Raw genomic sequence first — 20,565 nt, forward strand, 5'->3', positions numbered from 1 at the left:
AATCGCATAATTATTCTAGATTCTTGCATCGATAAAGTCATAATTTTGTTTTCTCCTATCAGAGATTGTTCCTACCCAGTGCCCGGTAGGCGCGCTAGAATCAACGACCAACGGAAAGGCTTTCACAAAGCTTAAACTCACCTTCAACATACTGATTGCAATGAAAATACGATTCCTGTCTGCCAATGAACTAAAGCTGGCCGAGGTGCGTACCATCCTTGAGCCGGTCGGTGTCGAAGTGCTGCCCATCGCACGCCGTATTGAAGAGATTCAGACTGAAAATGAGGTTGAACTGGTGCGCGACAAGCTCACCAAAGCGTTCTCTATTATTGGTCGTCCGCTGTTTGTCGAACACACCGGGCTCTATCTGGATGGCCTGAACGGCTTACCGGCCGGATTGACGCGCATCTTCTGGAGCCGCCTGAATGCCGAGCGCTTCACCAAACTGGTGAACGGTTTAGATAGCGCCTGCGTCACGGCAAAAACCGTGCTTGGCTATTGCGATGGGCAAAAAATGTATCAGTTCGAAGGCGAACTGCGCGGCACCATCGCCACCGAGCCTGCTGGTCCACGCGAATTTCAATGGGACTGCGTGTTTATCCCGGAAGGGCACACGCAAACTTTCGCCGAAATGGGCGAGCTGAAAAATGAGATTTCGATGCGTCGCCTGGCGCTGGATCGCTTCGCAACCTTTTTGAAAACATCGCGGGGATTGGCATGAAACCCGAGCTAAAACGCGCCTACGACGCCGGTAAACTGATCCTTTTCGCCGGTGCAGGCATTTCACGCAATCTTGGCCTGCCGGAATGGCATGAGCTGATTGCGCACCTGGCTAAAGAGCTGGGCTACGACCCAAAAATCTTCAATACCTACGGCACGCATCTGTCGCTGGCGGAGTATTACAAGCAGCGTAAAGGCTCGCTGGGACCGCTGCGCAGCTGGATGGATCGCGAATGGCATCGTCCGGATATTGACGTGCGCAGTTCTGAAATCCATACCATGATCACCCAAGGCAATTTCTCACGCATCTACACCACCAATTACGATCGCTGGCTTGAAATGGCGCATGAGGCGCACAACGTGCCTTACAGTAAAGTAGCGAACGCGGCAGATTTGGTGTCGTTGACTGAAGATAAGCGCCACATCATCAAACTGCATGGTGATTTCGACGACGATACGTCAATTGTGCTGGATGAAAGCAGCTACTTTGAACGCCTCTATTTTGATTCGCCGCTGGATATCAAACTCACGCACGACGTCATGGGCAACTCGGTGTTGTTTGTGGGCTACAGCATCAGCGATTTCAATATTCGTCTGTTATTCTACCGCCTGACAAAAATGTGGGGCCGAACCGGATTGGCCACCGCGCGTCCTAAATCGTACCTGTTCACCAACCGCAATAACCCGGTGGCAAAAGAGGTATTAGGGCAGTGGGGCATTGAGATGATCGTCTCTGAAGAGGACGATCCGCGCAAAGCGTTGGCGCTGTTCCTGGAAGAATTACTGGCTTAACAGCAGAAAGTCATTGCCTGGAAAAGTTTGATCAGAATATACTGTATATAAATACAGTTAATCGAGGTGCATCATGGCAGTCGAAACCAAATATGTTGTAGTCAGAAAGGGTGAAGAAAAGATGACGTTTGCCAATAAAAAAGACGCGGATGCCTGGGACAAAATGCTCGATATGGCAGACGCCTTTACCGATTGGCTACAGCAACATCAGCCAGAGTTGGGTGAAGCGCAGGCCGAAGCATTGGGTCTGCTGTTGGCTGAACAGAAAGACGCGGTGCAGCATATCCTGCGCACCAGCAAGCTGCCGGATATTGTAAAGGCAGAAGAAGTTGCGCAAGCGCCTGAAGCCGCTGCGGAAACCGAGAGCGAAGCGGAAGCGGTAGCGCCGGAAAAGAAAGTCCGCGCGGTTAAAGCGGCGTAAGCCGTTTTGTCAGGTGCGCATTGATGCGCACCTGGTTACTCATCAATGTTTAATCTGGTAGCGCGTGCTGCGCCCGCCGCCGGGTAATTTCTCCAGACAACCTTTCGCCAGCAGTTCTGTCAGATGTCGCGTCGCCGTGGCTTTACTCACTTTCGCCACCTTCTGATACTGGCCGGCGCTTATGCCTGCGTTAAATCCCTGTTCACCGCCATCCAGTAAGCGATTCAGCACGCGGGTTTGCTCCGCACTCAGCTCAGCAGCATTGTGCATTAACCAGAAGCGCGCTTTGTTTTGCGTGCGCGTGACGGTTTCCAGCGCGCGCTCAAGGCTGTCATTCAGCACATCACAAAACCACAGCAGCCAATCGGTGACGTCCAGCGCACCGCGCTGCGTCTGCTGCAGGATGCGGTAATAATCGGCACGTTGCGCCAGAATCGATGCGGACATGGCATACAAGCGGATGCTCTGGCTATCCGCTTGCGCCAGCGCCAAATCGGTCAGGGCGCGGGTGATGCGTCCATTACCGTCATCAAACGGGTGCAGCGTAACGAACCACAGATGGCACAGCGCGGCGCGCAACAGCGGATCGAGCAGCGGATCCGCGCGGCTGTGATTAAACCACGCGATAAATTCTTCAAGCTGTGCCTCCAGCCCGGCGCGCGGCGGCGCTTCGAAATGTACTGTTGGCCGATCGATACGCCCCGAAACGACCTGCATCGGTTCATCACCGCGCAGCGTGCCGACATTCAGTCGCTTGATGGTCCATTCGCTTGCGGGGAATAACCAGCGATGCCACTGGCATAAACGCGCCAACGTGAGTTCCTGATCGCGTTGCGTGATGGCATCCATCATCATGGTTGCCAAACCTTCGGAACGTTCGGAAACCGGGTAAGGCTGATCGAGCGAAACGCCTAAACGGCGGGCAAGGGACGATCGTACCGACTGCGCGTTGACGCGCTCATCTTCAATCGCTGAGGAAGAGAGGATATTGCTGAGTAGCGTATCCAGCGTTTGTTGATCGCTGTTATCTTGCACGCTAGCGCGGCCCAGCAAGACGCCGCGCTGCTGCTGCAGCTGGCGCAGGCGCGGCAGTAATTTCTCTTCCTGCCAGCGAAACTGCGGCCAATCGGGCTGCTGCCAAATCCACATCATAAAGTCACTCCTGAATCGCATGAGCTGAATAGAACGGCTATTCGGCTCATATGGTGAGCTGAATAATAGTCTGTAATCGGCTCATTGACCAGCTGAGCTTGCAGGCATCTGGCGCTGAGCTAATGTCGGTGACCATCAATGGCAATCCACCGGAGTTTGGCACCTTGCCATCAAGTTCTACCGACGCGCGCCGATAGAGTGTTCAAAGGGATGCACGCGCACAGGGAGTGGTTCTGAATACCGAAAAGTGTCAACTCCAGGAGCGCCATAATGGCCAAACACGCATCACCTAAGAAAACAATGAGCACCCGCACGCAGATGCTGCTGACGGGCGCCTTAACCATCACACTCGGCTTTGCCGTAACCATCGGCGTGCTGAGCTGGCAATCCAGTAACGAACAAAAGTCGCTGGCCGAAAGCTATCTGCAGCAGATTGCACAAAGCCAGGCGCTGCAAATTCAGCATGAACTTAGCTACGCGCGCGATGTGGCGCATAACCTCGGCCACAGCTTGATCTCACTGCCAGCGGCGGGCATTCAGGACCGTAAAGTTGCTGATAAGCTGATGGAATCGGCGCTGCGCGATAATCCCGATTACCTGTCGATCTCGGTGATCTTCGAAGAGAATGCCTTCGACGGACGTGACGCGGAGTTCGCCACCCAAGCCAATGCGGCACCGAAAGGTCGCTACGCCTTCTTCGTTGATCGCGATCAAACCGGCAATTTTAACCTGCATCCGCTGACCTCGATCTTCACGCCAGGGCAGGGCGATTACTATCTGCTGCCGCAAAAAAGTCAGAAAGATATGCTGATTGAACCTTACAGCTACGCCTACAACGGCGTGCCGACGCTGCTGACTTCGGTAGCGGCGCCGATTGTGAGCCAGGGCAAACTGTGGGGCGTGGTGACGTCCGATATTTCGCTGGCGTCGCTGCAGGAAAAGGTCAACAAAATCAAACCGTGGGATGGCAGCGGCTATGCGATGTTGCTCTCCAGCGCGGGTAATGTGGTCTCTTATCCGGATAAAAGCCAGACCAGCAAGCCGTGGAAAGGTGACACCCATAACTTCAGCAGCAGCGTGATGGAACATCATGATGCGTTGCTGGGTGAAGATGCGCTGGTAACCTGGCAGCCGGTGGTGATTGGTAATAGCGATCAGAAATGGTATCTCGGCGTGGTTGCGCCGGTCAGCCAGGTGATGGCGGCGGCGCATCGTCAACTTATTAACGCGGTGATCCTGATGATCATCAGCATTCTGGTGGTGTGTACGCTGCTTGGCATGCTGTTCAGCCGCAAAGTGCTGAAGCCGATTGGTGGCGAACCGCTGGAAGCCGCGACCATCGCGCTGGCCGTCGCCGATGGCAAACTCGATAACGTCATCACGTTGAAAGGGCGCGATAACAGCAGCTTGTTCTATGCGCTGCATACCATGCAAAATCAGCTGCGCGATATCGTGGGACAGATTCAGGATGCCAGTTCGTCGGTGCGTCAGGGCGCGGGTGAAATCGCCAGCGGCAACCTCAATCTCGCCTCGCGTACCGAGCAGCAAGCTGCCGCGCTGGAGCAAACGGCCGCCAGCATGGAGCAGATCACTGCTACGGTGAAACACAACGCCACCAACGCGCATCAGGCGACAACGCTCACCGACAACGCCACGCACATTGCCAGCCGTGGTGAAACGCTGGTGGGCGAAGTGGTGCAAACCATGGCGCAAATTGACGACAGCGCGAAGAAAATTGGCGACATCACCGCCATCATCAATAGCATCGCCTTCCAGACCAATATTCTGGCGCTTAACGCCGCAGTAGAAGCGGCGCGTGCCGGAGAACAAGGACGCGGCTTTGCCGTGGTGGCGTCGGAAGTCCGTAATCTGGCCCAACGCAGCGCCAATGCGGTGAAAGATATCGGCGCGCTGATTGAAGAATCCACGCAGCGCGTCGGCAGCGGCGTGCAGCTGGTGCAGGATGCGGGCAAGACCATGCAGGAGATGACGCAGGCGGTGAATTCGGTGCGCACCATTATCGGTGAAATCGTGATTGCTTCCGATGAGCAGGCGCGCGGCATCAGCCAGGTGACCATCGCGGTCAACGAGATGGACAGCACCACGCAGCAGAACGCCGCTCTGGTGCAGGAGATGTCTGCCGCCGCCAGTTCGCTGGAAGATCAGGCCTCGCAGCTGGCGAACACCGTTGGGCGTTTCCAGCTGAGTTAATCGAGCCTCAGCTAAGAACGCGCTGAGCGTGGCACGCCGTTTTTCTCTGAATAACGGCTGCCTATCCACCAGGTGATCAGCGCCGCCAGGGCAATTGCGCCTAGCACGGCAAACGCACTGCGATAGGAATAGGCTGCGGCAATGTTTCCCGCCAACGCGGGACTCATTGCCGCGCCGACGCCCTGCATGAGCATGATAAAACCCTGACCCGCATTGGTATGTCCGCTGCCCTCAAGCACCTTCACGATATAACCCGGCACCGCCACGCCCAGCAGACCCGCCGCTACGCCATCCAGAATCTGTACCGGAATCATGAAATAAGCGCCGTCAAAAGCGGAGGCAATCAACGCACGTAATGGCAGCACCAGCAGCGCCGCCGTGATCAGCACGGGGTAGCCAAAACGCGGTGCGTGACGTGCAGCATACAGCGCCATGGGAATCATCACACATTGTGAAATAACCACCGTGGCGGCAGCATAAAGTCCAGGGCTGATGGCTGCGTTGTGCGCTGCCGCCACCCGCAGGCTCAGCATAGGTAATAGCGCGGCATTGCCAAGATGGAAGAGTAACAGCGTGACTCCCGTGATAATGACGGCAGGATTACGGGCAATCTGATAAAGACGCGGGACGTTGCTGGCCGATTCGCTGCCAGAAAGCCCGCGCGCGGCAAGGTTATCGATGTCGTTATGACGAATAGCCAGCACGGCTGCACCTGCGCACAGCGCCATCGTCGTCATGAGTACAAACACCGCACCCGTTCCCCACAACCACACTGAAGCACCCGCAATAATGGCGGCTGTCATATTTCCGCCGTGGTTGAAGGCTTCATTTCTCCCCATTTGATGGCTGAATCCTTGCGGACCGGCCAGGCCAAGGGTAATACCCGTCAACATCGGCGCGATGAGCGCGGCGGAAAGGCCAGTCACAATCTGCGATAAAACCACGATCCATCCCTGATGGAAATACCACAGCAGCAAGGTGGATAGGGTGATCAGGAGTGAACCGATGAGCAACAACGATCGTTTATGGCGAGTAGCGTCTGTGGCTAAACCCGCCGGCAGGGTGGCAACCAGACCTGCAAGGCCACCGGCGGTCATCACCCAGCCAATATCTCCTGCATTCCAGTGGCGTTCTGTCAGAAATATGCCGAGAAAAGGCCCAAGACCATCTCGTACGTCAGCCATAAAAAAGTTAACCAGACACAGAGCCTGAAGCGAACGCAGTGGCATAGGAATCCTTAGCAAGTAATCGGAACGGGACGAACGTAATCATGGCAGGAAAACGGCAATTTTCCTGCTGTGATGGGCGTTAATTATGTTGCCGGGTACCAAACCGCTGCCGATACTGGCCGGGCGTGACGCCGGTGAGTTTGCGGAAAATTTTGCGGAAAGCGGAAGGGTCGCTGTAGCCGATCTCCCAGGCGATCTGATCGACCGAACGATTACTCAGCTCTAGCGCGTCGCGCGCTTTCATAATGCGTACCTGCTGCAAATAATCCGTTGGCCGCAGGCCGGTCGCTTTCTGGAAATGGCGCAGAAAAGTACGTGGCGTCATGCTTGCCAGCGCCGACATGCTCTCAATGCTGTGATGCTCGGCAACATGGGCATGAAGATGATGCTGCGCGCGCAGAATTTGGCTATCGCCGTGATCGAAATTGGGGATAAATGCCGAATAGGTGCTTTGCTCGCGTCGCGGCGGGTCGATCAGTAAAAAGCGTGAGGTCGCCAGCATGGTGCCGGTGCCGAGCACTTTTTCGATCAGCGTTAAACCCAAATCGGTCCACGCCAAAATCCCACCGGCGGTAATAATGTCGCCATCGTCAATCACCATATTTTCCACCGCGACGTCTACCGAAGGAAAACGCTCCGACAGCGTCTGCGCAAAGGCCCAGTGCGTGGTGGCGCGACGGTGATCGATTAGTCCGGTTTCGGCCAGCACAAAGGCACCGGCGCACACCGAACAGAGCGTTACGCCTGCGTCATAAAGCTCACTCATCCAGTCGGCGGGCACCTTCATGGGCACCATTTTCGCTGGCACCACCAGACTTGGCGGCGCAATCACGTGGCTCAGGCGATGTGCTGTATCGGGATGGCTATCCCAGACGCAAACCATGTGATCGCTGTGCGCATCGATCTGCCAATGTGAAACACGAATCGTCCGCTTACGCTCTTCACCCGATATATTCTCGGCCCATTCCGCAGCAATCCTGAACATATCGGTTAAGCCATATATCGCCGCGAGTTGGCAATCGGGATAGATCACCAAGCCAATCTCCGCGACAACGCTGCTTTCGTCAGTTTTTTTCATTTGTCAGTTACGGCCCTTAATGTGTCATATTTGACAATATTAGCCGCTGCCGCTTTCCATAACAATAAGCCCATCGAACGCAGACAATCACATACAGAGGACTTACTCATGAGCAACGGCATCATCACCACTCAAGACGGTACCAAAATTTTTTACAAAGACTGGGGCCCAGAAAACGCCCAACCGGTAGTGTTTCATCACGGCTGGCCGTTAAGCGCCGATGACTGGGATAACCAAATGTTGTTCTTCCTGGCACAAGGTTATCGCGTTATCGCCCACGACCGTCGCGGCCACGGACGTTCCGACCAAACCGCTAGCGGCAACGATATGACCACTTACGCCGCTGACGTGGCAGAACTGGCCAAAGCGCTGGACCTGCGCAACGCCATCCATATCGGTCACTCTACAGGTGGCGGCGAAGTGGCGCGTTATGTGGCGCATGCCGAAAAAGGTCGCGTGGCGAAAGCGGTGTTGATGGGCGCCGTGCCACCAATCATGTTGCAAACCGCCGCCAATCCAGAAGGTTTGCCGAAAGAGGTGTTTGATGGTTTCCGCTCGGCGCTGGCCGCTAACCGCGCGCAGTTCTTTATCGATGTGCCAGCGGGGCCGTTCTACGGCTTTAACCGTCCGGGTGCGAAAGTGAGCCAGGGTTTGATCGATAACTGGTGGCGTCAGGGCATGGCGGGCGGCGCTAAGGCGCAGTACGACTGTATCGCTGCGTTCTCGGAAACCGATTTTACCGAAGATTTAAAAGCGATCACGGTGCCGGTATTGGTGCTGCACGGGGAAGACGATCAGGTGGTGCCGATTAATGATTCGGCGCATAAGGCGATTAAGCTGCTGAAACAGGGCACGCTGAAAACCTACCCAGGCTTGTCGCACGGTATGTTCGCGACGCATCCTGAGCAGATTAATCCTGATTTGTTGGCGTTTGCGAAAGCGTAAATTACCGAGTTCACGAATCGTAGCGGCGCAATTATTTGCGCGATAAATCGCGCCGCTACGAGATATTCAATATTTTTATTTTATTCGTTATTTTCCGTCATTTTGCGGTAAGCGGCGGGTGTAATGCCTGTCACCCGGCTGAACGCCCGCCGCATCACGTCAGCGCCGGAAAATCCGCACTGCAATGCCAGCGTTTTAGCGGGCAGCGATTTTTGTTCCAGCAGCTGTTTTGCTTTCGCCACGCGCTCGCGCTCCAGCCATTGTCCCGGCGTCATCCCCAATTCATTGCGGAACAATCGCGTCAGATGCCTTTCACTGATCGCCATATGTTCGGCCATCATCACCACGGTTTTAACTTCCGCCAGATGCGAAATCACCCAACGCTGTAACTCCTGCAACGCCGAACGGCCGCTCAACGACGCGCTGTCGCTGCGCATAAAATGCGTCTGATTGACCGGACGACGGAAAAACATCACCAAATGCGCGGCAATCTCAATCGCGACTTCACGCCCAAGATCCTCTTCCACCAGGCGCAGCGCCAGATCCAGCCCAGACGTGACCCCCGCGGCGGTACGCACTCGCCCATCTGCAACGCACAACGCATCGGCATCTACGGTGATCTCCGGATAGCGTGAAGCCAGCAAAGCGGCGCTTTCCCAGTGCGTGGTGACGCGTTTTCCGGCCAGCAATCCGGTGCGCGCCAGCAGCAACGCGCCGCTGCACACCGAGCCGAAACGCTGGCTGCGCTGGCATAAACCGCTCAGCGCATGCAGCAGGTTGTCATCGGCAGCAAAATTTTCTATGCCCGGCGCGCCGGCGATCAGAAAGGTGTGCGGCGCATAGTTCTGCGTTTCAGCCAGCTGCATATCGGCGCTCAGCCGCACGCCGGATGATGCGTGAATCTCACCGCCCTCAACCGCGATAATGCGTGGCGTGTAAATCTGGCGCTGCAGCAGACGGTTGGCTTCGGCAAACACATCCAGCGGGCCGGAAACGTCGAGTAACTGCACGCCCGGCACCGCCAGAATCGCTATTTCATGACGCATTCATTTCCTCATGTCGCAAAACATCACAATGTCTTTAATCGTCTGTATTGGGTGCTTTAAGACTTTTAGCCTGCGCTCTATGGTTGAAAAAGACAACCAACAGGAGAGAAAAAATGAGCGTGAACATTACCGGCATCCGCATCCCGGACAGCAAAATGGCCCGTGAAGCGACAGAGTTTGTGCGCGATACCGAATCAGAGTTGCTGTTTAACCACTCCAGCCGCGTCTTTTACTGGGGCGCGCTAGCGGGGCAGCAGCGTGGAGTTAACGTCGATCGCGAGCTGCTGTATATCGGCTGCATGTTCCATGACATCGGCCTGACGCACGAACACTGCAGCTGCGATAAGCGTTTTGAAGTAGATAGCGCCAATGCCGCGCGGGCATTTTTGCAGGGCTACGGCATCGCCAGCAGCGATATAGACAAAGTGTGGACCGCGATTGCACTGCACACCACGCCGGGAATCCCGGAGTTTATGGCACCAGAAATAGCGCTGGTTACCGCTGGCGTGGAGATGGACGTGCTGGGCATCGGTTATGAAAAGTTCGCGGAAGAGGAGATTGTCGCCGTGACGGCGAACTATCCGCGCCCGGCGGCGTTCAAGGAGGCGATCATTCAGGCCTTTTACGATGGCATCCGGCATAAACCGGATACCACCTTTGGCAATGTAAAAGCTGATGTGATTAAGGATAAAGAGCCGGATTTCTCACCGCTCAATTTCTGTCGCGTTATCCGTCAGTCTCGCTGGCCGGGCTGAGTGAGGTTTTCGCCCGGCTGTTCGCAGCCGGGAAACCCTGCTTAGCACGCAGCGCAATTCTCAACGCGACCAACAGCAATAGCAGAATCGCCCACGGAAAAGATTGGGAGCCGACATGTTCCAGCAACATTCCGCCGGTCAAACCGCCGAGGGCGATAGCGCTGTTCCAAGTGACGACATTCATGGAGAGCGCGACATCGGCATATTCGCCGGCGGCATCTGCCAGAGCCGTTTGCAGCAGCGTCGCGGCGCCGCCGAAGGTGAGTCCCCAAACGGCTATGCCCGCATAGATCACGGCGGGTGTTGGCGTACTCAGACCAAAAATCACCGACACCGCAGCAAAGATGGAGAGTGACAGCAGCACCGCTTTGCGCAGATGCGTATCAATGATCTTACCGGTGATGAATATTCCCCCCAATGCCGCCATACCAAAGATCAGCAGCACCACATCCACGCGATGCGCCAGACCGGCTGAAGCAATGAACGGTGCAATGTAGGTATAGAGAATGTTATGCGCCAGCATCCAGGTCAGCACCACACCCAGCACGGCACCTACGCCGGGGAGGCGTAACACTGCGCCGAGCGGCATTTTTTGCGTAGCAGATTGGCCGGGATAGTTCGGCACGGCCAGCAGAATCCAGCCGATAAGAATGAGAGAGAGACCCGACATGGCGGCAAATGTCAGACGCCATCCCAGCAACGAACCCATCCATGTGCCTGCCGGAACACCGAGTGAAAGAGCTATTGGCGTGCCCACCATGGCGAGCGCCAATGCACGTCCCTGCAGCGATGGAACCACCATTCTTCGCGCATAGCCCGCAATCAGACTCCACGCCAAACCGGCTGACGCACCAGCAAAAAATCGCGCTATTAAGATGATGACAACGTCAGAAGAGACGGCGGTAAGAGTGTTAAACAGCAGAAATCCACACACGGTGCTCAGCAGCACAACCCGGCGCGACCAGCTTCGGGTCAGCAATGTGAGCGGAATCGCGGCCAGTAGCGAACCGGCTGCATAGGCGGTAACCCATTGACCGGCCAGCGAGGGGGAAATATTAAGCCCCTGACTGATTTGTGGCAGCAATCCGGCGGGTATGGTTTCAGTCAGGATGCAGATAAAACCTGCCATTGCGAGCGCCAAAAGCGCCAGGATGGGCAGCCGTTGGGCTTCTTCGTGCTTAAACGTTGAATTCATTATTTAGCCTTCTCTTGATTTGCAACAGCGCCGCGAAGCGCCATGGATATATGTATCGATCGGTATTTATATTGCGGAGGCGAGCTGTGCGTTGTCAATGAATTCTGTATCGATTAGTATAAATGGCGGAGGATGTGATGATGAGAACAGGCAGACCAAGACAATTTGACCGGGATGAAGCGGTGATCAAAGCGATGCACCTTTTCTGGGAAAACGGCTATGAATCAACCTCGCTGGCGCAGCTCAAAGCCTCAATAGGCAAAGGCATCACCGCGCCAAGCTTCTACGCCGCGTTTGGATCGAAAGAGGCACTCTTTGCTGAAGCCGTGAACTGTTATTTGCAAACCCATGCTCAGGTCACGGAAGCTTTGTGGGATACCCGCGTGCCCGCTCGGCAGGCGCTGGAAACCGCGCTGCTCAACTCCGCCAGAATGCAGTACGATCCTGCGCATCCGCGTGGATGCATGGTGGCGCTAAGCGTGATGTCTTCATGTTCTGAAGAAAATCGCCACGTGCTTAAACCGCTTGAAGCATCGCGCATGCGCACCCGTGAAGGGATAAAGCATTGCGTTGAAAGAGGGATTGGCAGCGGTGAGTTGCGGGATGAGGAGGAGACGCTTTCGCTGGCGGTCAGCTTCAACAGTTTTATGCTGGGGATCTCAACGCTAGCGCGCGATGACGTTCCTCTCCACGAAGTTGAGCGCGGAATCGCACAGATGATGAGATTGTGGGATGCCTCGCGGGCACTCCCACAATCTTAAGTGCGTTACGGTTTGCGCTGCAGCGTAATGCGGGTCAACTCTGAGGGGCGGCCCAAACGCACCGCCATGCCAGGCCAGAGCGCGGTGCCATTGTTGACGTAGAGCTGCATGCCGTCGACCTGATACAAACCCGACACGAAACCCGCGTTGGGTTTGGCAAATAGGCGATCGAAGCCAACAATCAGGCCGCCGTGCGTGTGGCCAGACAGCTGTAGATCGATGTTTTTCAATGCGTTTTGCCGGGCGTTGCGCGGCTGGTGGTCGAGCAAGATCACCGGAGCGTCTTCCGGCGCACCGGCCAGCGCCAGTTCCAAATTGGGGCCAACTGCGCCACGTCGTGCTGCTGACGTATCCGGCATGCCGGCGATCACCAGCTCGGCGTTATCGCGCTTAATCACCGTATGGCGATTGAGTAACGGCTCCAGACCTAGCGACGCCAGATGTGCGGTCCAGCGCTCCTGCTCAAAGAAATATTCGTGATTGCCGGTGATGGCGAAAACGCCATCGCGGGCGTGTAATCCGCGCAGCGGTTCGACGTCCGCACGACGGTTCTGCAGCGTACCGTCAATCACATCGCCAGTGACCAGAATCAAGTCAACGTCCAGCGTCATGGCTTTTTGCACTAGCGCGCGCGTCCATTTCTCATTAAAAAGTTTGGTGATGTGCATGTCCGTTAACTGCAACAGTTGATAGCCTTCGAATTCGCGCGGAAGGTTGTCGATTTCGATGGTCACATCTTTGATCGGCGGAACGCGGATAGCCTGATAAACGCCAACCGTGGCCAGAATCAAGGCAAACGCCGCCGCCACATAACGCACCGCGGGTACGATTTCGAACGGATGGCGGAACAACAGCGAAACCAGCGCCACTCCATCAATCACAAACTGCGTCAGCGCGAGGAATAAAACGGCGCTGAAACCCCAGTTGAACAGGATGACGATGGCGCGCGGCATTTCCGGCGAGAACATGCTGCCAGAGGTAAAACGGCTCACCAGCAGATATTGCGAAGCCAGCAACACCAGCAGAGAAAGGATGATTTTTAACAGCAAGGGCATGGCTAACGGGAACAAAAATCGGGCGATCACATACCAGCTCGGTATGCTGAAAATCAGATGGAACATCATTCACTTCCCTGGTTTAAGGGCACTGATTTAGCGCAAGAAATCTATACGCAGTGTAGACGTAACTGATTACTATCATGGCTTCGCACGTACTTTTTTAGGCGCAATACACCACGGAGGATGCATGCAACGCCAGCAGCTGTTCGACTACATCATTCAGCACTATCAGGTAGAACCCGATTATCCGTGGAAAAAGCACAGTGAATATGCGGTGCTGCGTCATCCGCGGCACCGCAAATGGTTTGCGCTGGTGTTCCCGCTGGAGAGTCACAAACTCGGTTTACCGGATGGGCCGGTAATTGATGTGATGAACATCAAAGCGCGACCTGAACTGATTGGGTCGCTGCGCCAGTTGGCCGGCGTTTATCCGGCTTACCACATGAACAAAGAGCATTGGCTGAGCATCACGCTGGAGAACGGCTTACCGGATAGCGAGATTCTGGCGTTGCTGGATGACAGCTTCAGTCTGACGTTTTAGCGCCCGAGCGGCGCGCAGGCATCATGCGCACTAACGTATTGTCTTTGAACAGATAATGGTGCGCCAGCGCGGCCACGGCATGAATGCCGATCAGCCAGTATCCGTAAGGCGCGAGGGTTTCATGCCAGTCCGCAATCATGTCGGCGAAATCCGGATCCGGATCGCCACTCACCGGCATCGGAATGCCAAAAATCCACCAGGTGCGGCCCATATAGAAGCGCGACAAAATGCCCAGCGTGGGTAAGACAATGAAAAACACGTAGATCGCCAGATGCATCAGATGCGCCAGGCCGGTTTGCCAGTGCGGCGGCTTGGGCAAAATCGCCGGGCTGCGATGGCGGAAACGCAGCAGGATGCGTGACAGCATAATCACCAGCACACAACTTCCTGCGCTGAAGTGACCAATAATCATGGCAAAGCCTTGCCACGAACCGCGCGTCGCCAGTCCACGAAATTCCATGGTGCAATACGCAGTGACGACCAACAGGAAGGTCAACCAGTGAAGAAAAATCTGCGATGGGGCGTATTTATTGCTCATTTTTAATCCGTAAAAAGGCCTGGCGGGACGGTTACTTTAATGGAAAATGCGCTGAATGAATTCATTATTTGACACATCAGCAACAGCGTTTTTACCTTTCCGCTTCTGTTGCCACCAACAATTGACTCAGCAAGGTTTTCAGCTGCGCTTGCTGCGCTGCATCCAGCGTTTCCAGCAGGCTATTTTGCGTTTGCGTGTGTACCAGCAGGGCTTGCTCGATCTTCGCTAATCCTTCTTCAGTCAGCGCCACCAGCATGCTGCGCTTATCGTCGGGATCGGCAACGCGCACAATCGACCCCACTTCTTCCAGCCGATTGAGGCGATTGGTCATCGCGCCCGATGTCACCAGCAATGATTTATACAGCTGGGTCGGCGATAAGCGATAGGGCGCACCCGCGCGCCGCAGCGTCGCCAGCACATCAAACTCGCCATCGCGAAATCCAAACGGTGCCAGCGCTTCAGCGCGCGTTTTCGCCAGATGTTTCATGATACGCAGCATGCGACCAAATACCGCCATCGACGATGCATCCAGCTCCGGCATCGCGCTGGCCCACTGTTCAACTACAAAATCGACGTGATCGGTCAAATTGATTTCTCCTGATGCTGTTGTTGCCTGTTTGCACAATCCGTAGCGGCGCGATTCATCGCGCAATAAATTGCGCCGCTACGGATTGTGCGGTGATTAATATTCGCCATCTCATCCCCATTTGTTGCTTTGTGCGCATGGGCTGTTGCTGCTGCGAAAATTATCTTAACGTTAAGATACTTTTAATGAGCATGGAGATGCAAAGTGAATCGTACTTTACCTGCGGTTGGGATGTTTGCCTTACTGGTTTTTGTTATCGCACTGAATTTGCGGCCGATTATGGCGGCGATGGGACCGCTCTTTCCACTCCTGCAGCGCGACGCGCAGCTCAGCGCCACGCAGCTTAGCCTGCTGACCACGTTGCCGGTCATCATGATGGGATTGGCGGCGATGGCCGGGCCGCTGCTGTTGTGCCGGCTCGGCGAAGTACGCGGTATCGCTGCCGGATTGCTGTTGCTGGCGCTGGCGAGCGTCGCGCGTGGGTTCGAGCAATCTGCCACAGCGTTGATTACCAGCGCGCTGGTGGCGGGTTGCGGAATCGGATTGATTCAGGCCTTAATGCCAGCGCAGATCAAACGTCACTTTGGTGCGAAAGCAGGCACGCTGATGGCGCTCTTCACCACCGGGATTATGGCGGGCGCAGCGATTGCCGCCGCCAGCGCCGCACCATTGGCGAAATCGCAAGGTTTAGCGTTAACGCTGGCAATTCCTGTTGTCCCCGCAGTCATCGCGCTGTTGCTGTGGTTGACGTTTTCACGCGGCGTAACGCCAATGCAAAGCAGCCAGGCTCCACGCACTGCTCGCTCACCGCGTGCCTGGCTGTTGATGATCTTCTTTGGCATTGGCACCGGCGCGTACACCTTGGTGCTGGCGTGGCTGCCGCCATTTTACATGCAGCACGGCTGGCAACCTGAACAAAGTGGCTATGTGCTGGGCGCGCTCACGCTGACGGAAGTTGCCGCGGGTTTTGTGCTGTCGGCGTTGATTCATCGCTTCCGCGATCGTCGCCGTCCGTTGCTGGTGGTGTTAACTTTGATTCTGCTGGGCTTGATCAGTCTGCTGTGGCTTGGTGGGGCGCAGGCGTGGTTGCCTACATTGCTGCTCGGATTAGGCATTGGCGCGCTGTTCCCGCTCTCGCTGATCGTCACGCTCGATCACGCGCACACGCCGGAAGAAGCGGGCGCATTGCTATCCTTCGTGCAGGGCGGCGGTTATTTGCTGGCGGCGTTGATGCCGCTGATCGCTGGCATCGTGCGTGACCGCGCCGCCTCGCTCGATAGCGCGTGGATAATCATGAGCGTAGGCATTATGTTGCTGATGGTGATGGCGCTGCGGTTTAAAACGCAGCGATAAACGCACGGCACAGAATGTGATAAAACGTGGGGCAATTTTTAACGCAGGGCCGTCATTTTTGACGGCCTGGCAAACCAAGGAGCAACCATGTCGCCACAAGTGGGAATCGGCGTTTTAATTTTCCGCGATGGAAAACTGTTATTAGGGCAACGCAAAGGCAGCCACGGCGCGGGCGACTGGTCTGCGCCGGGCGGGCATCTGGAGTTTGGCGAATCGCCGGAAGCCTGCGCGCGTCGCGAAGTGCTGGAAGAAACCGGCTTACAGCTTGGTGAACTGCAAAACGGCGCGTTCGTTAGCGATGTGTTTCCCGAGGTCAACAAGCACTACATTACGCTACTGATGGTGGCGCAGGACGCAATCGGTGAACCACAACTGATGGAGCCTGAAAAGTGCCACGGTTGGCAATGGTTCGTACCAGACAATCTGCCGCAACCGCTGTTTGCGCCGCTGCGCACATGGATGGCACGCGACGGATTGGCGGCGCTGCAGGCGTTGGCTACAGGGCGATAATCGCCTCGATCTCAATCTTTAAATCCGGCGAGAAAAGTTGACTAATTTGTACCAGCGAACTCGCCGGAAGATGTTCGCCATAATGTTTAAACAGCACGCCGCGTAAGGCGTTGATCTCATCGAATGAGGTGATAAAAATCGTCACCTTAATTAGCTTTTCCAGCGAACTCTTTTCTTCAGCCGCGATGGTATGCAACTGCTGGAATATAGTTTCTGCTTGTGTAGCGATATCGGCCTGCTGCGCTGGCGTACCGAAAGCGGTCAAGCCAGAGACATATAAAGTTTCATTGTGCTTTACCGCGTGCACATAAGGCGCTTTGACTTCACCCAATTGCGGATAGTTTTTACGCATCAGCATCTGCTTCTCCTTAAACAATGTTTAGAACCATCACCGTAACATCTTCATGAGCAATCTCGCGCTGCTCCACATCCTGCCAGCCGAAGCGGCGATACAGGGCTTGTTGATCCGGTGTATACAGCCACAACGCGGTGATCCCACGCTGACGCGCTTCGGTAATTAAGCGCGTCACCAGGCCACTCGCCAACCCTTTTCCACGGTGTGTTGCGGCAGTAATGACTTCGCCGAGCCAAAACTCGCGCTCGGCGATATCGTGCAGTTCGTAATGGATAATGCTGGCGATCGCCATCAATTCGCCGTCGCTTGTGGTGGCCACCAGCGTCAGCGTTTTGGCCTCGACGGCATTGCGCGCCTGTAATCGCTGCTCAATCACTGCCGCATCGCGCCAGTTGGGGAAATCTGACCATTCTTGATGCAGCATTTGCGTCACCGCATCCAAAAACTGTGGCTGTTGTGCCAGCAGGCTGATGTGCATTCCGATTCCTAAAAGGTGGCGGGCGAGAGTGACAACATAGCGATTAGTGATTGATATTGCCAAGCAAACTGCGTTCAATAATAGCGCCGGGCATCATCTGCTGAATACCTTGCTCCAGCATATCGCCCGCATGTTGCAATGCTTCGAGTGGCATCGCCGGTAATCGCTCCAGCACAAACCACATCTGCGTTTGCTCAATACTGAGACGCGTGCGCACACCTTGTCGCCAGTTCCAGCGACGACAGGTTACGCCTGCGTCATCCCGCCACACCACTTCGCCAGGTTCGGGAGATTCATGGCTCAAGACGCCTTCTTTATAGACATCGAAGGGTTCGCTGCCATCGGCGCGCGTCAGCCGCGGGTTGCCCACGTAAGCGGCCACATTCTCACCACCAACCGGAATGGCGAAACGAATGCTCACCGCATTGTAGAGATCCACGATTGGATCGATGGCTGCCATTGATCCGTCGCGCTGCACGCGCTTGCGCAAGGCATCTGCCGAACAGGGCGTGCGTTTCGGTTTGGCACCAAAATGTTTGAACATTTCCGCCCATTGCGTCAGATGTGCTTCTGCCCAGGGAAAATCATCCTGCAGCATATCGAGACAAGCTTGTACGAGGGCTTCTTTACCAACTTGCGGACGCAACACTGGCGCAGCCTGAACTAAAATGCTGAGCGCGGTAAAGTCAGGCGCTAAGGCAGAAACGGAAGGATCGATTGACGGGCTTAAGGCGAACATAACATAATCCTGTAATGACTAATTTATTCCATGATAGTGACCGATGAAGACAAAAGTCAATAAATTGACCGAAGCAGGTTCTGATATCGACTATGTCAGCGCCGCCGTTTCAGCCAGCGTCAAAAGTTTCCGCCAACAGCAAAAACTGTCGCTGGATGAGCTCTCGCGCCGCGCGGGCGTCAGTAAAGGCATGTTAGTTGAGATTGAAAAAGGCAGCGCGAATCCCAGCATCGCCATTTTGTGCAAAGTGGCGGCAGCGCTGGGAATATCGGTGGCCGATATTGTGAATGTCACCGCCGATCCGCTGGCGCATCTGGTTGCTGAAGAGGACATTCCAATACTTTGGCAAGGGGACAAGGGCGGTACGGCGCGTTTGCTGGCGGGCACGCAAGGCCCGGATATGATCGAGCTATGGCGTTGGGAGATGTTCCCCGGCGAACAGTTCGCCTCGCCGGGCCATCCGCAGCGCACTTACGAACTGCTGCATGTCGAGCAAGGTGAACTTACGTTGACGGTTGATGAACAGCAGTTGCAGGTGCCGCGCGGCAGTTCAGCGGTGGCGAAAACCGCCGCACCGCACAGTTATGCGAACCTCGGCGAACTGCCGCTGGTTTTCACCATGGCAGTCGCCGAAATTCACAGTTAACCCACTTCGTTCGCCAGCGCCACCGCATCTTTGCCAGCTGGAATGCGCATCGGAGCATGCGGATCGGTCGCCGCACGCCACACAGCTTCCGCCACATCCAGCGCCTTGGTGGTGGGTTGTGGCTGCTGCATCGTGCTGAAAACGCCATCTAACAGCGGCTGATACGGCTCAAGCTGCGTGTTCTCCATGCGCGGAGAATCGCGCCTGACCACGCTGGTGCAGTTGGTGATGGATGAGTGCCGCGCACAGCGTCCGGCGCGTCATGTGGTACTGGAACGCTTGCTAGAGCTGCTGTTAATCGAAGCGCTGCGATCAATGCCGATCTGCAATGCGTGTCCGGGCGTGATGAGCGGTTAGCTGACGAACGGCTGGCGGCGGCAATCCGCGCCATTCATGCCAATCCTGCGCACAGCTGGACGATGGCCGAACTGGCGAAAGCCGCCGCGCTGTCACGCTCCTCTTTCTTTGTGCGTTTCCGCGAAGCGGTTGGCGTGGCGCCGATGGTCTACCTGCTGACGTGGCGTATGGCGCTGGCGAAAAATCTGCTGCGCGGTAAAAGCATGGCGGTGGCTGAAGTGGCGGAGCGCGTTGGCTATCGCTCCGCCAGCGCCTTCAGCGTGGCATTCAGTCGCTACGTCGGCCAGCCGCTAGCGTGGTACGCCGCCGAAGAGGATGTTTAGCGATAAAGCTTAAAATTGCCGGTTAAACGGGTAATTTTTTTCTTAGGACCGATCAAACCGATCGCCACCAACTCAATCTGATCGCTGTGCGCGTCAGCAATACGCTCGCCATACTCTTCGTAGGTTTTGCAGGATTGCGCCAGCGGCGCGTAGATGACGCCGGGATAATCAACGCCATCCTGGCTTTGCTGATTCGGCCCCACCAAATTTCCTGGTAATTTGCCAAAACTAATGCCGATAATGCTGGCAGCGTTCATTGCCAATCCGGCGGGCAGTTGCTGATCAATCAAGATGGTGCAGCGATGGGTGTTTGCGTCGAAATCCATGTTGAGTATTTCACCTTGAGTGGGAATGCAAAAGTAAGCGATCGCTGGAGTATAAATTCCGCACATTTTGTAGCGGCGCGATTTATCGCGCAGTTGGAGATGCAGAGTATGTTTGTACTGCAGGAATTAAAGGGATTAGCGGCCTGGCCTTTGGCTGAATAAAAGATTCGAATAAATCACAATGAATTCATGAGAGTTTTATTAAATCCCATATTGCTTACTTGATGTTTCAATATCATCATCTTTACGACTATTAGGTCCGGATAATTATAAAATCACCCTGGCTTAATTCCTAAATCCTTTCTCCCACCTCACAAATCCTTAACTCAAACTGGACGCTTGCCAGCTAAAGCGTAGATACTCATTTCACCCGATTTCAAACATTAAAAAGCTGAAACAAAATAATTCGATTACTTAAACAAACCTAAAGCGCAACGGTAATAATCCGTG

At 55.2% G+C, this 20,565-nt stretch carries 26 protein-coding genes; 13 read left to right on the forward strand and 13 right to left on the reverse strand.

The annotated features are described in order from the left end of the window. Nucleotides 1-160 precede the first annotated feature (160 nt). From PZBJ_RS04600 to PZBJ_RS04610, 3 genes are all read left to right on the forward strand, one after another. Nucleotides 161-721, forward strand: coding sequence for a non-canonical purine NTP pyrophosphatase (locus PZBJ_RS04600; RefSeq protein ID WP_101761408.1), 561 nt, complete (start codon nucleotides 161-163; stop codon nucleotides 719-721). Further along, nucleotides 718-1,512, forward strand: coding sequence for an SIR2 family protein (locus tag PZBJ_RS04605; RefSeq protein WP_008108794.1), 795 nt, complete (start codon nucleotides 718-720; stop codon nucleotides 1,510-1,512). Before PZBJ_RS04600 ends, PZBJ_RS04605 begins: the two co-directional genes overlap by 4 nt. Nucleotides 1,513-1,585: 73 nt before the next feature. Continuing rightward, nucleotides 1,586-1,933 (forward strand): YebG family protein, encoded by a 348-nt coding sequence (locus PZBJ_RS04610; protein ID WP_101761409.1) that lies wholly within the window; start codon nucleotides 1,586-1,588, stop codon nucleotides 1,931-1,933. A 42-nt stretch (nucleotides 1,934-1,975) separates the two neighbouring features. On the opposite strand, the gene PZBJ_RS04615 is transcribed toward PZBJ_RS04610, so the two are convergent. Beyond that, nucleotides 1,976-3,082 (reverse strand): Fic family protein, encoded by a 1,107-nt coding sequence (locus PZBJ_RS04615; protein WP_420818497.1) that lies wholly within the window; start codon nucleotides 3,080-3,082, stop codon nucleotides 1,976-1,978. Nucleotides 3,083-3,355: 273 nt separating this feature from the next. Between PZBJ_RS04615 and PZBJ_RS04620 the strand changes: the two genes are divergently transcribed. Continuing rightward, nucleotides 3,356-5,296 (forward strand): methyl-accepting chemotaxis protein, encoded by a 1,941-nt coding sequence (locus tag PZBJ_RS04620; RefSeq protein ID WP_101761411.1) that lies wholly within the window; start codon nucleotides 3,356-3,358, stop codon nucleotides 5,294-5,296. A gap of 11 nt (nucleotides 5,297-5,307) precedes the next feature. Here the strand turns inward: PZBJ_RS04620 and PZBJ_RS04625 are convergent, their stop codons facing one another. Next, nucleotides 5,308-6,525, reverse strand: coding sequence for an MFS transporter (locus PZBJ_RS04625; protein ID WP_101761412.1), 1,218 nt, complete (start codon nucleotides 6,523-6,525; stop codon nucleotides 5,308-5,310). A gap of 79 nt (nucleotides 6,526-6,604) precedes the next feature. Next, the gene (locus tag PZBJ_RS04630) at nucleotides 6,605-7,603 is read right to left on the reverse strand and encodes a GlxA family transcriptional regulator (protein ID WP_101761413.1); all 999 of its coding nucleotides are present in this window, start codon (nucleotides 7,601-7,603) and stop codon (nucleotides 6,605-6,607) included. Between the two features lie 108 nt (nucleotides 7,604-7,711). Between PZBJ_RS04630 and PZBJ_RS04635 the strand changes: the two genes are divergently transcribed. After that, entirely contained in the window at nucleotides 7,712-8,548 is an 837-nt protein-coding gene (locus tag PZBJ_RS04635) for an alpha/beta fold hydrolase (protein ID WP_101761414.1), read from the forward strand. Nucleotides 8,549-8,628: 80 nt separating this feature from the next. On the opposite strand, the gene PZBJ_RS04640 is transcribed toward PZBJ_RS04635, so the two are convergent. Then, nucleotides 8,629-9,594, reverse strand: a complete 966-nt coding sequence (locus PZBJ_RS04640) for a GlxA family transcriptional regulator (RefSeq protein ID WP_101761415.1) — start codon at nucleotides 9,592-9,594, stop codon at nucleotides 8,629-8,631. Between the two features lie 113 nt (nucleotides 9,595-9,707). On the opposite strand from PZBJ_RS04640, the gene PZBJ_RS04645 reads away from it, so the two are divergent. Then, nucleotides 9,708-10,349 (forward strand): HD domain-containing protein, encoded by a 642-nt coding sequence (locus PZBJ_RS04645; protein ID WP_101761416.1) that lies wholly within the window; start codon nucleotides 9,708-9,710, stop codon nucleotides 10,347-10,349. Here PZBJ_RS04645 and PZBJ_RS04650 read toward each other — a convergent pair. After that, entirely contained in the window at nucleotides 10,321-11,544 is a 1,224-nt protein-coding gene (locus tag PZBJ_RS04650; RefSeq protein WP_101761417.1) for an MFS transporter, read from the reverse strand. The genes PZBJ_RS04645 and PZBJ_RS04650 overlap by 29 nt on opposite strands. Before the next feature lie 137 nt (nucleotides 11,545-11,681). Here PZBJ_RS04650 and PZBJ_RS04655 point away from each other — a divergent pair, with 137 nt between their 5' ends. Beyond that, nucleotides 11,682-12,305 carry a TetR/AcrR family transcriptional regulator gene (locus PZBJ_RS04655; RefSeq protein ID WP_101761774.1) on the forward strand — a complete coding sequence of 208 codons (624 nt, stop codon included), beginning with the start codon at nucleotides 11,682-11,684 and terminating at the stop codon, nucleotides 12,303-12,305. 5 nt (nucleotides 12,306-12,310) lie between these two features. Here PZBJ_RS04655 and PZBJ_RS04660 read toward each other — a convergent pair whose 3' ends face one another. Continuing rightward, complete coding sequence (locus PZBJ_RS04660; protein WP_101761418.1) at nucleotides 12,311-13,426, reverse strand: metallophosphoesterase; 1,116 nt, start codon at nucleotides 13,424-13,426, stop codon at nucleotides 12,311-12,313. A 124-nt stretch (nucleotides 13,427-13,550) separates the two neighbouring features. On the opposite strand from PZBJ_RS04660, the gene PZBJ_RS04665 reads away from it, so the two are divergent. Further along, a complete protein-coding gene (locus PZBJ_RS04665; protein WP_101761419.1) occupies nucleotides 13,551-13,904 on the forward strand; it encodes an MmcQ/YjbR family DNA-binding protein in 354 nt (117 codons plus the stop codon). Here PZBJ_RS04665 and cybB read toward each other — a convergent pair. Both cybB and PZBJ_RS04675 read right to left on the reverse strand, forming a co-directional pair. Beyond that, the gene (gene cybB, locus PZBJ_RS04670; protein WP_101761420.1) at nucleotides 13,888-14,442 is read right to left on the reverse strand and encodes a cytochrome b561; all 555 of its coding nucleotides are present in this window, start codon (nucleotides 14,440-14,442) and stop codon (nucleotides 13,888-13,890) included. The genes PZBJ_RS04665 and cybB overlap by 17 nt on opposite strands. A 91-nt stretch (nucleotides 14,443-14,533) precedes the next feature. Beyond that, a complete protein-coding gene (locus PZBJ_RS04675; protein WP_101761421.1) occupies nucleotides 14,534-15,028 on the reverse strand; it encodes a MarR family winged helix-turn-helix transcriptional regulator in 495 nt (164 codons plus the stop codon). Between the two features lie 204 nt (nucleotides 15,029-15,232). Between PZBJ_RS04675 and PZBJ_RS04680 the strand changes: the two genes are divergently transcribed. Both PZBJ_RS04680 and PZBJ_RS04685 read left to right on the forward strand, forming a co-directional pair. Next, nucleotides 15,233-16,381: an MFS transporter gene (locus PZBJ_RS04680; protein ID WP_101761422.1), complete on the forward strand. Its 1,149-nt coding sequence runs from the start codon at nucleotides 15,233-15,235 to the stop codon at nucleotides 16,379-16,381. 87 nt (nucleotides 16,382-16,468) lie between these two features. Further along, nucleotides 16,469-16,891 carry a nucleotide triphosphate diphosphatase NUDT15 gene (locus tag PZBJ_RS04685; protein WP_101761423.1) on the forward strand — a complete coding sequence of 141 codons (423 nt, stop codon included), beginning with the start codon at nucleotides 16,469-16,471 and terminating at the stop codon, nucleotides 16,889-16,891. Here PZBJ_RS04685 and PZBJ_RS04690 read toward each other — a convergent pair. From PZBJ_RS04690 to PZBJ_RS04700, 3 genes are read right to left on the reverse strand one after another with little or no spacing between them, the layout of a single operon-like run. Then, on the reverse strand, nucleotides 16,878-17,249 hold the full coding sequence (locus tag PZBJ_RS04690; protein ID WP_101761424.1) for a RidA family protein: 372 nt from the start codon (nucleotides 17,247-17,249) through the stop codon (nucleotides 16,878-16,880). The two genes, PZBJ_RS04685 and PZBJ_RS04690, sit on opposite strands and share 14 nt — an antisense overlap. Before the next feature lie 10 nt (nucleotides 17,250-17,259). Further along, complete coding sequence (locus PZBJ_RS04695; RefSeq protein WP_101761425.1) at nucleotides 17,260-17,724, reverse strand: GNAT family N-acetyltransferase; 465 nt, start codon at nucleotides 17,722-17,724, stop codon at nucleotides 17,260-17,262. Between the two features lie 43 nt (nucleotides 17,725-17,767). Then, complete coding sequence (locus tag PZBJ_RS04700; protein ID WP_101761426.1) at nucleotides 17,768-18,463, reverse strand: B3/B4 domain-containing protein; 696 nt, start codon at nucleotides 18,461-18,463, stop codon at nucleotides 17,768-17,770. A gap of 43 nt (nucleotides 18,464-18,506) precedes the next feature. Between PZBJ_RS04700 and PZBJ_RS04705 the strand changes: the two genes are divergently transcribed. Beyond that, complete coding sequence (locus tag PZBJ_RS04705; protein WP_101761427.1) at nucleotides 18,507-19,109, forward strand: helix-turn-helix domain-containing protein; 603 nt, start codon at nucleotides 18,507-18,509, stop codon at nucleotides 19,107-19,109. Here the strand turns inward: PZBJ_RS04705 and PZBJ_RS24480 are convergent. Then, nucleotides 19,106-19,297: a Rossmann-fold NAD(P)-binding domain-containing protein gene (locus PZBJ_RS24480; RefSeq protein ID WP_420818495.1), complete on the reverse strand. Its 192-nt coding sequence runs from the start codon at nucleotides 19,295-19,297 to the stop codon at nucleotides 19,106-19,108. The two genes, PZBJ_RS04705 and PZBJ_RS24480, sit on opposite strands and share 4 nt — an antisense overlap. On the opposite strand from PZBJ_RS24480, the gene PZBJ_RS24300 reads away from it, so the two are divergent. Further along, a complete protein-coding gene (locus tag PZBJ_RS24300) occupies nucleotides 19,296-19,466 on the forward strand; it encodes a cupin domain-containing protein (RefSeq protein ID WP_225608252.1) in 171 nt (56 codons plus the stop codon). The two genes, PZBJ_RS24480 and PZBJ_RS24300, sit on opposite strands and share 2 nt — an antisense overlap. Then, the gene (locus PZBJ_RS04715; RefSeq protein WP_240632877.1) at nucleotides 19,442-19,789 is read left to right on the forward strand and encodes a helix-turn-helix domain-containing protein; all 348 of its coding nucleotides are present in this window, start codon (nucleotides 19,442-19,444) and stop codon (nucleotides 19,787-19,789) included. Before PZBJ_RS24300 ends, PZBJ_RS04715 begins: the two co-directional genes overlap by 25 nt. Here the strand turns inward: PZBJ_RS04715 and PZBJ_RS04720 are convergent. Then, nucleotides 19,786-20,115: a DUF2000 domain-containing protein gene (locus tag PZBJ_RS04720; RefSeq protein WP_101761428.1), complete on the reverse strand. Its 330-nt coding sequence runs from the start codon at nucleotides 20,113-20,115 to the stop codon at nucleotides 19,786-19,788. The two genes, PZBJ_RS04715 and PZBJ_RS04720, sit on opposite strands and share 4 nt — an antisense overlap. Nucleotides 20,116-20,565: the final 450 nt, after the last annotated feature.

Origin of the sequence: Pantoea endophytica (genome assembly GCF_002858935.1) — a bacterium.
GTDB lineage: Bacteria > Pseudomonadota > Gammaproteobacteria > Enterobacterales > Enterobacteriaceae > Pantoea > Pantoea leporis.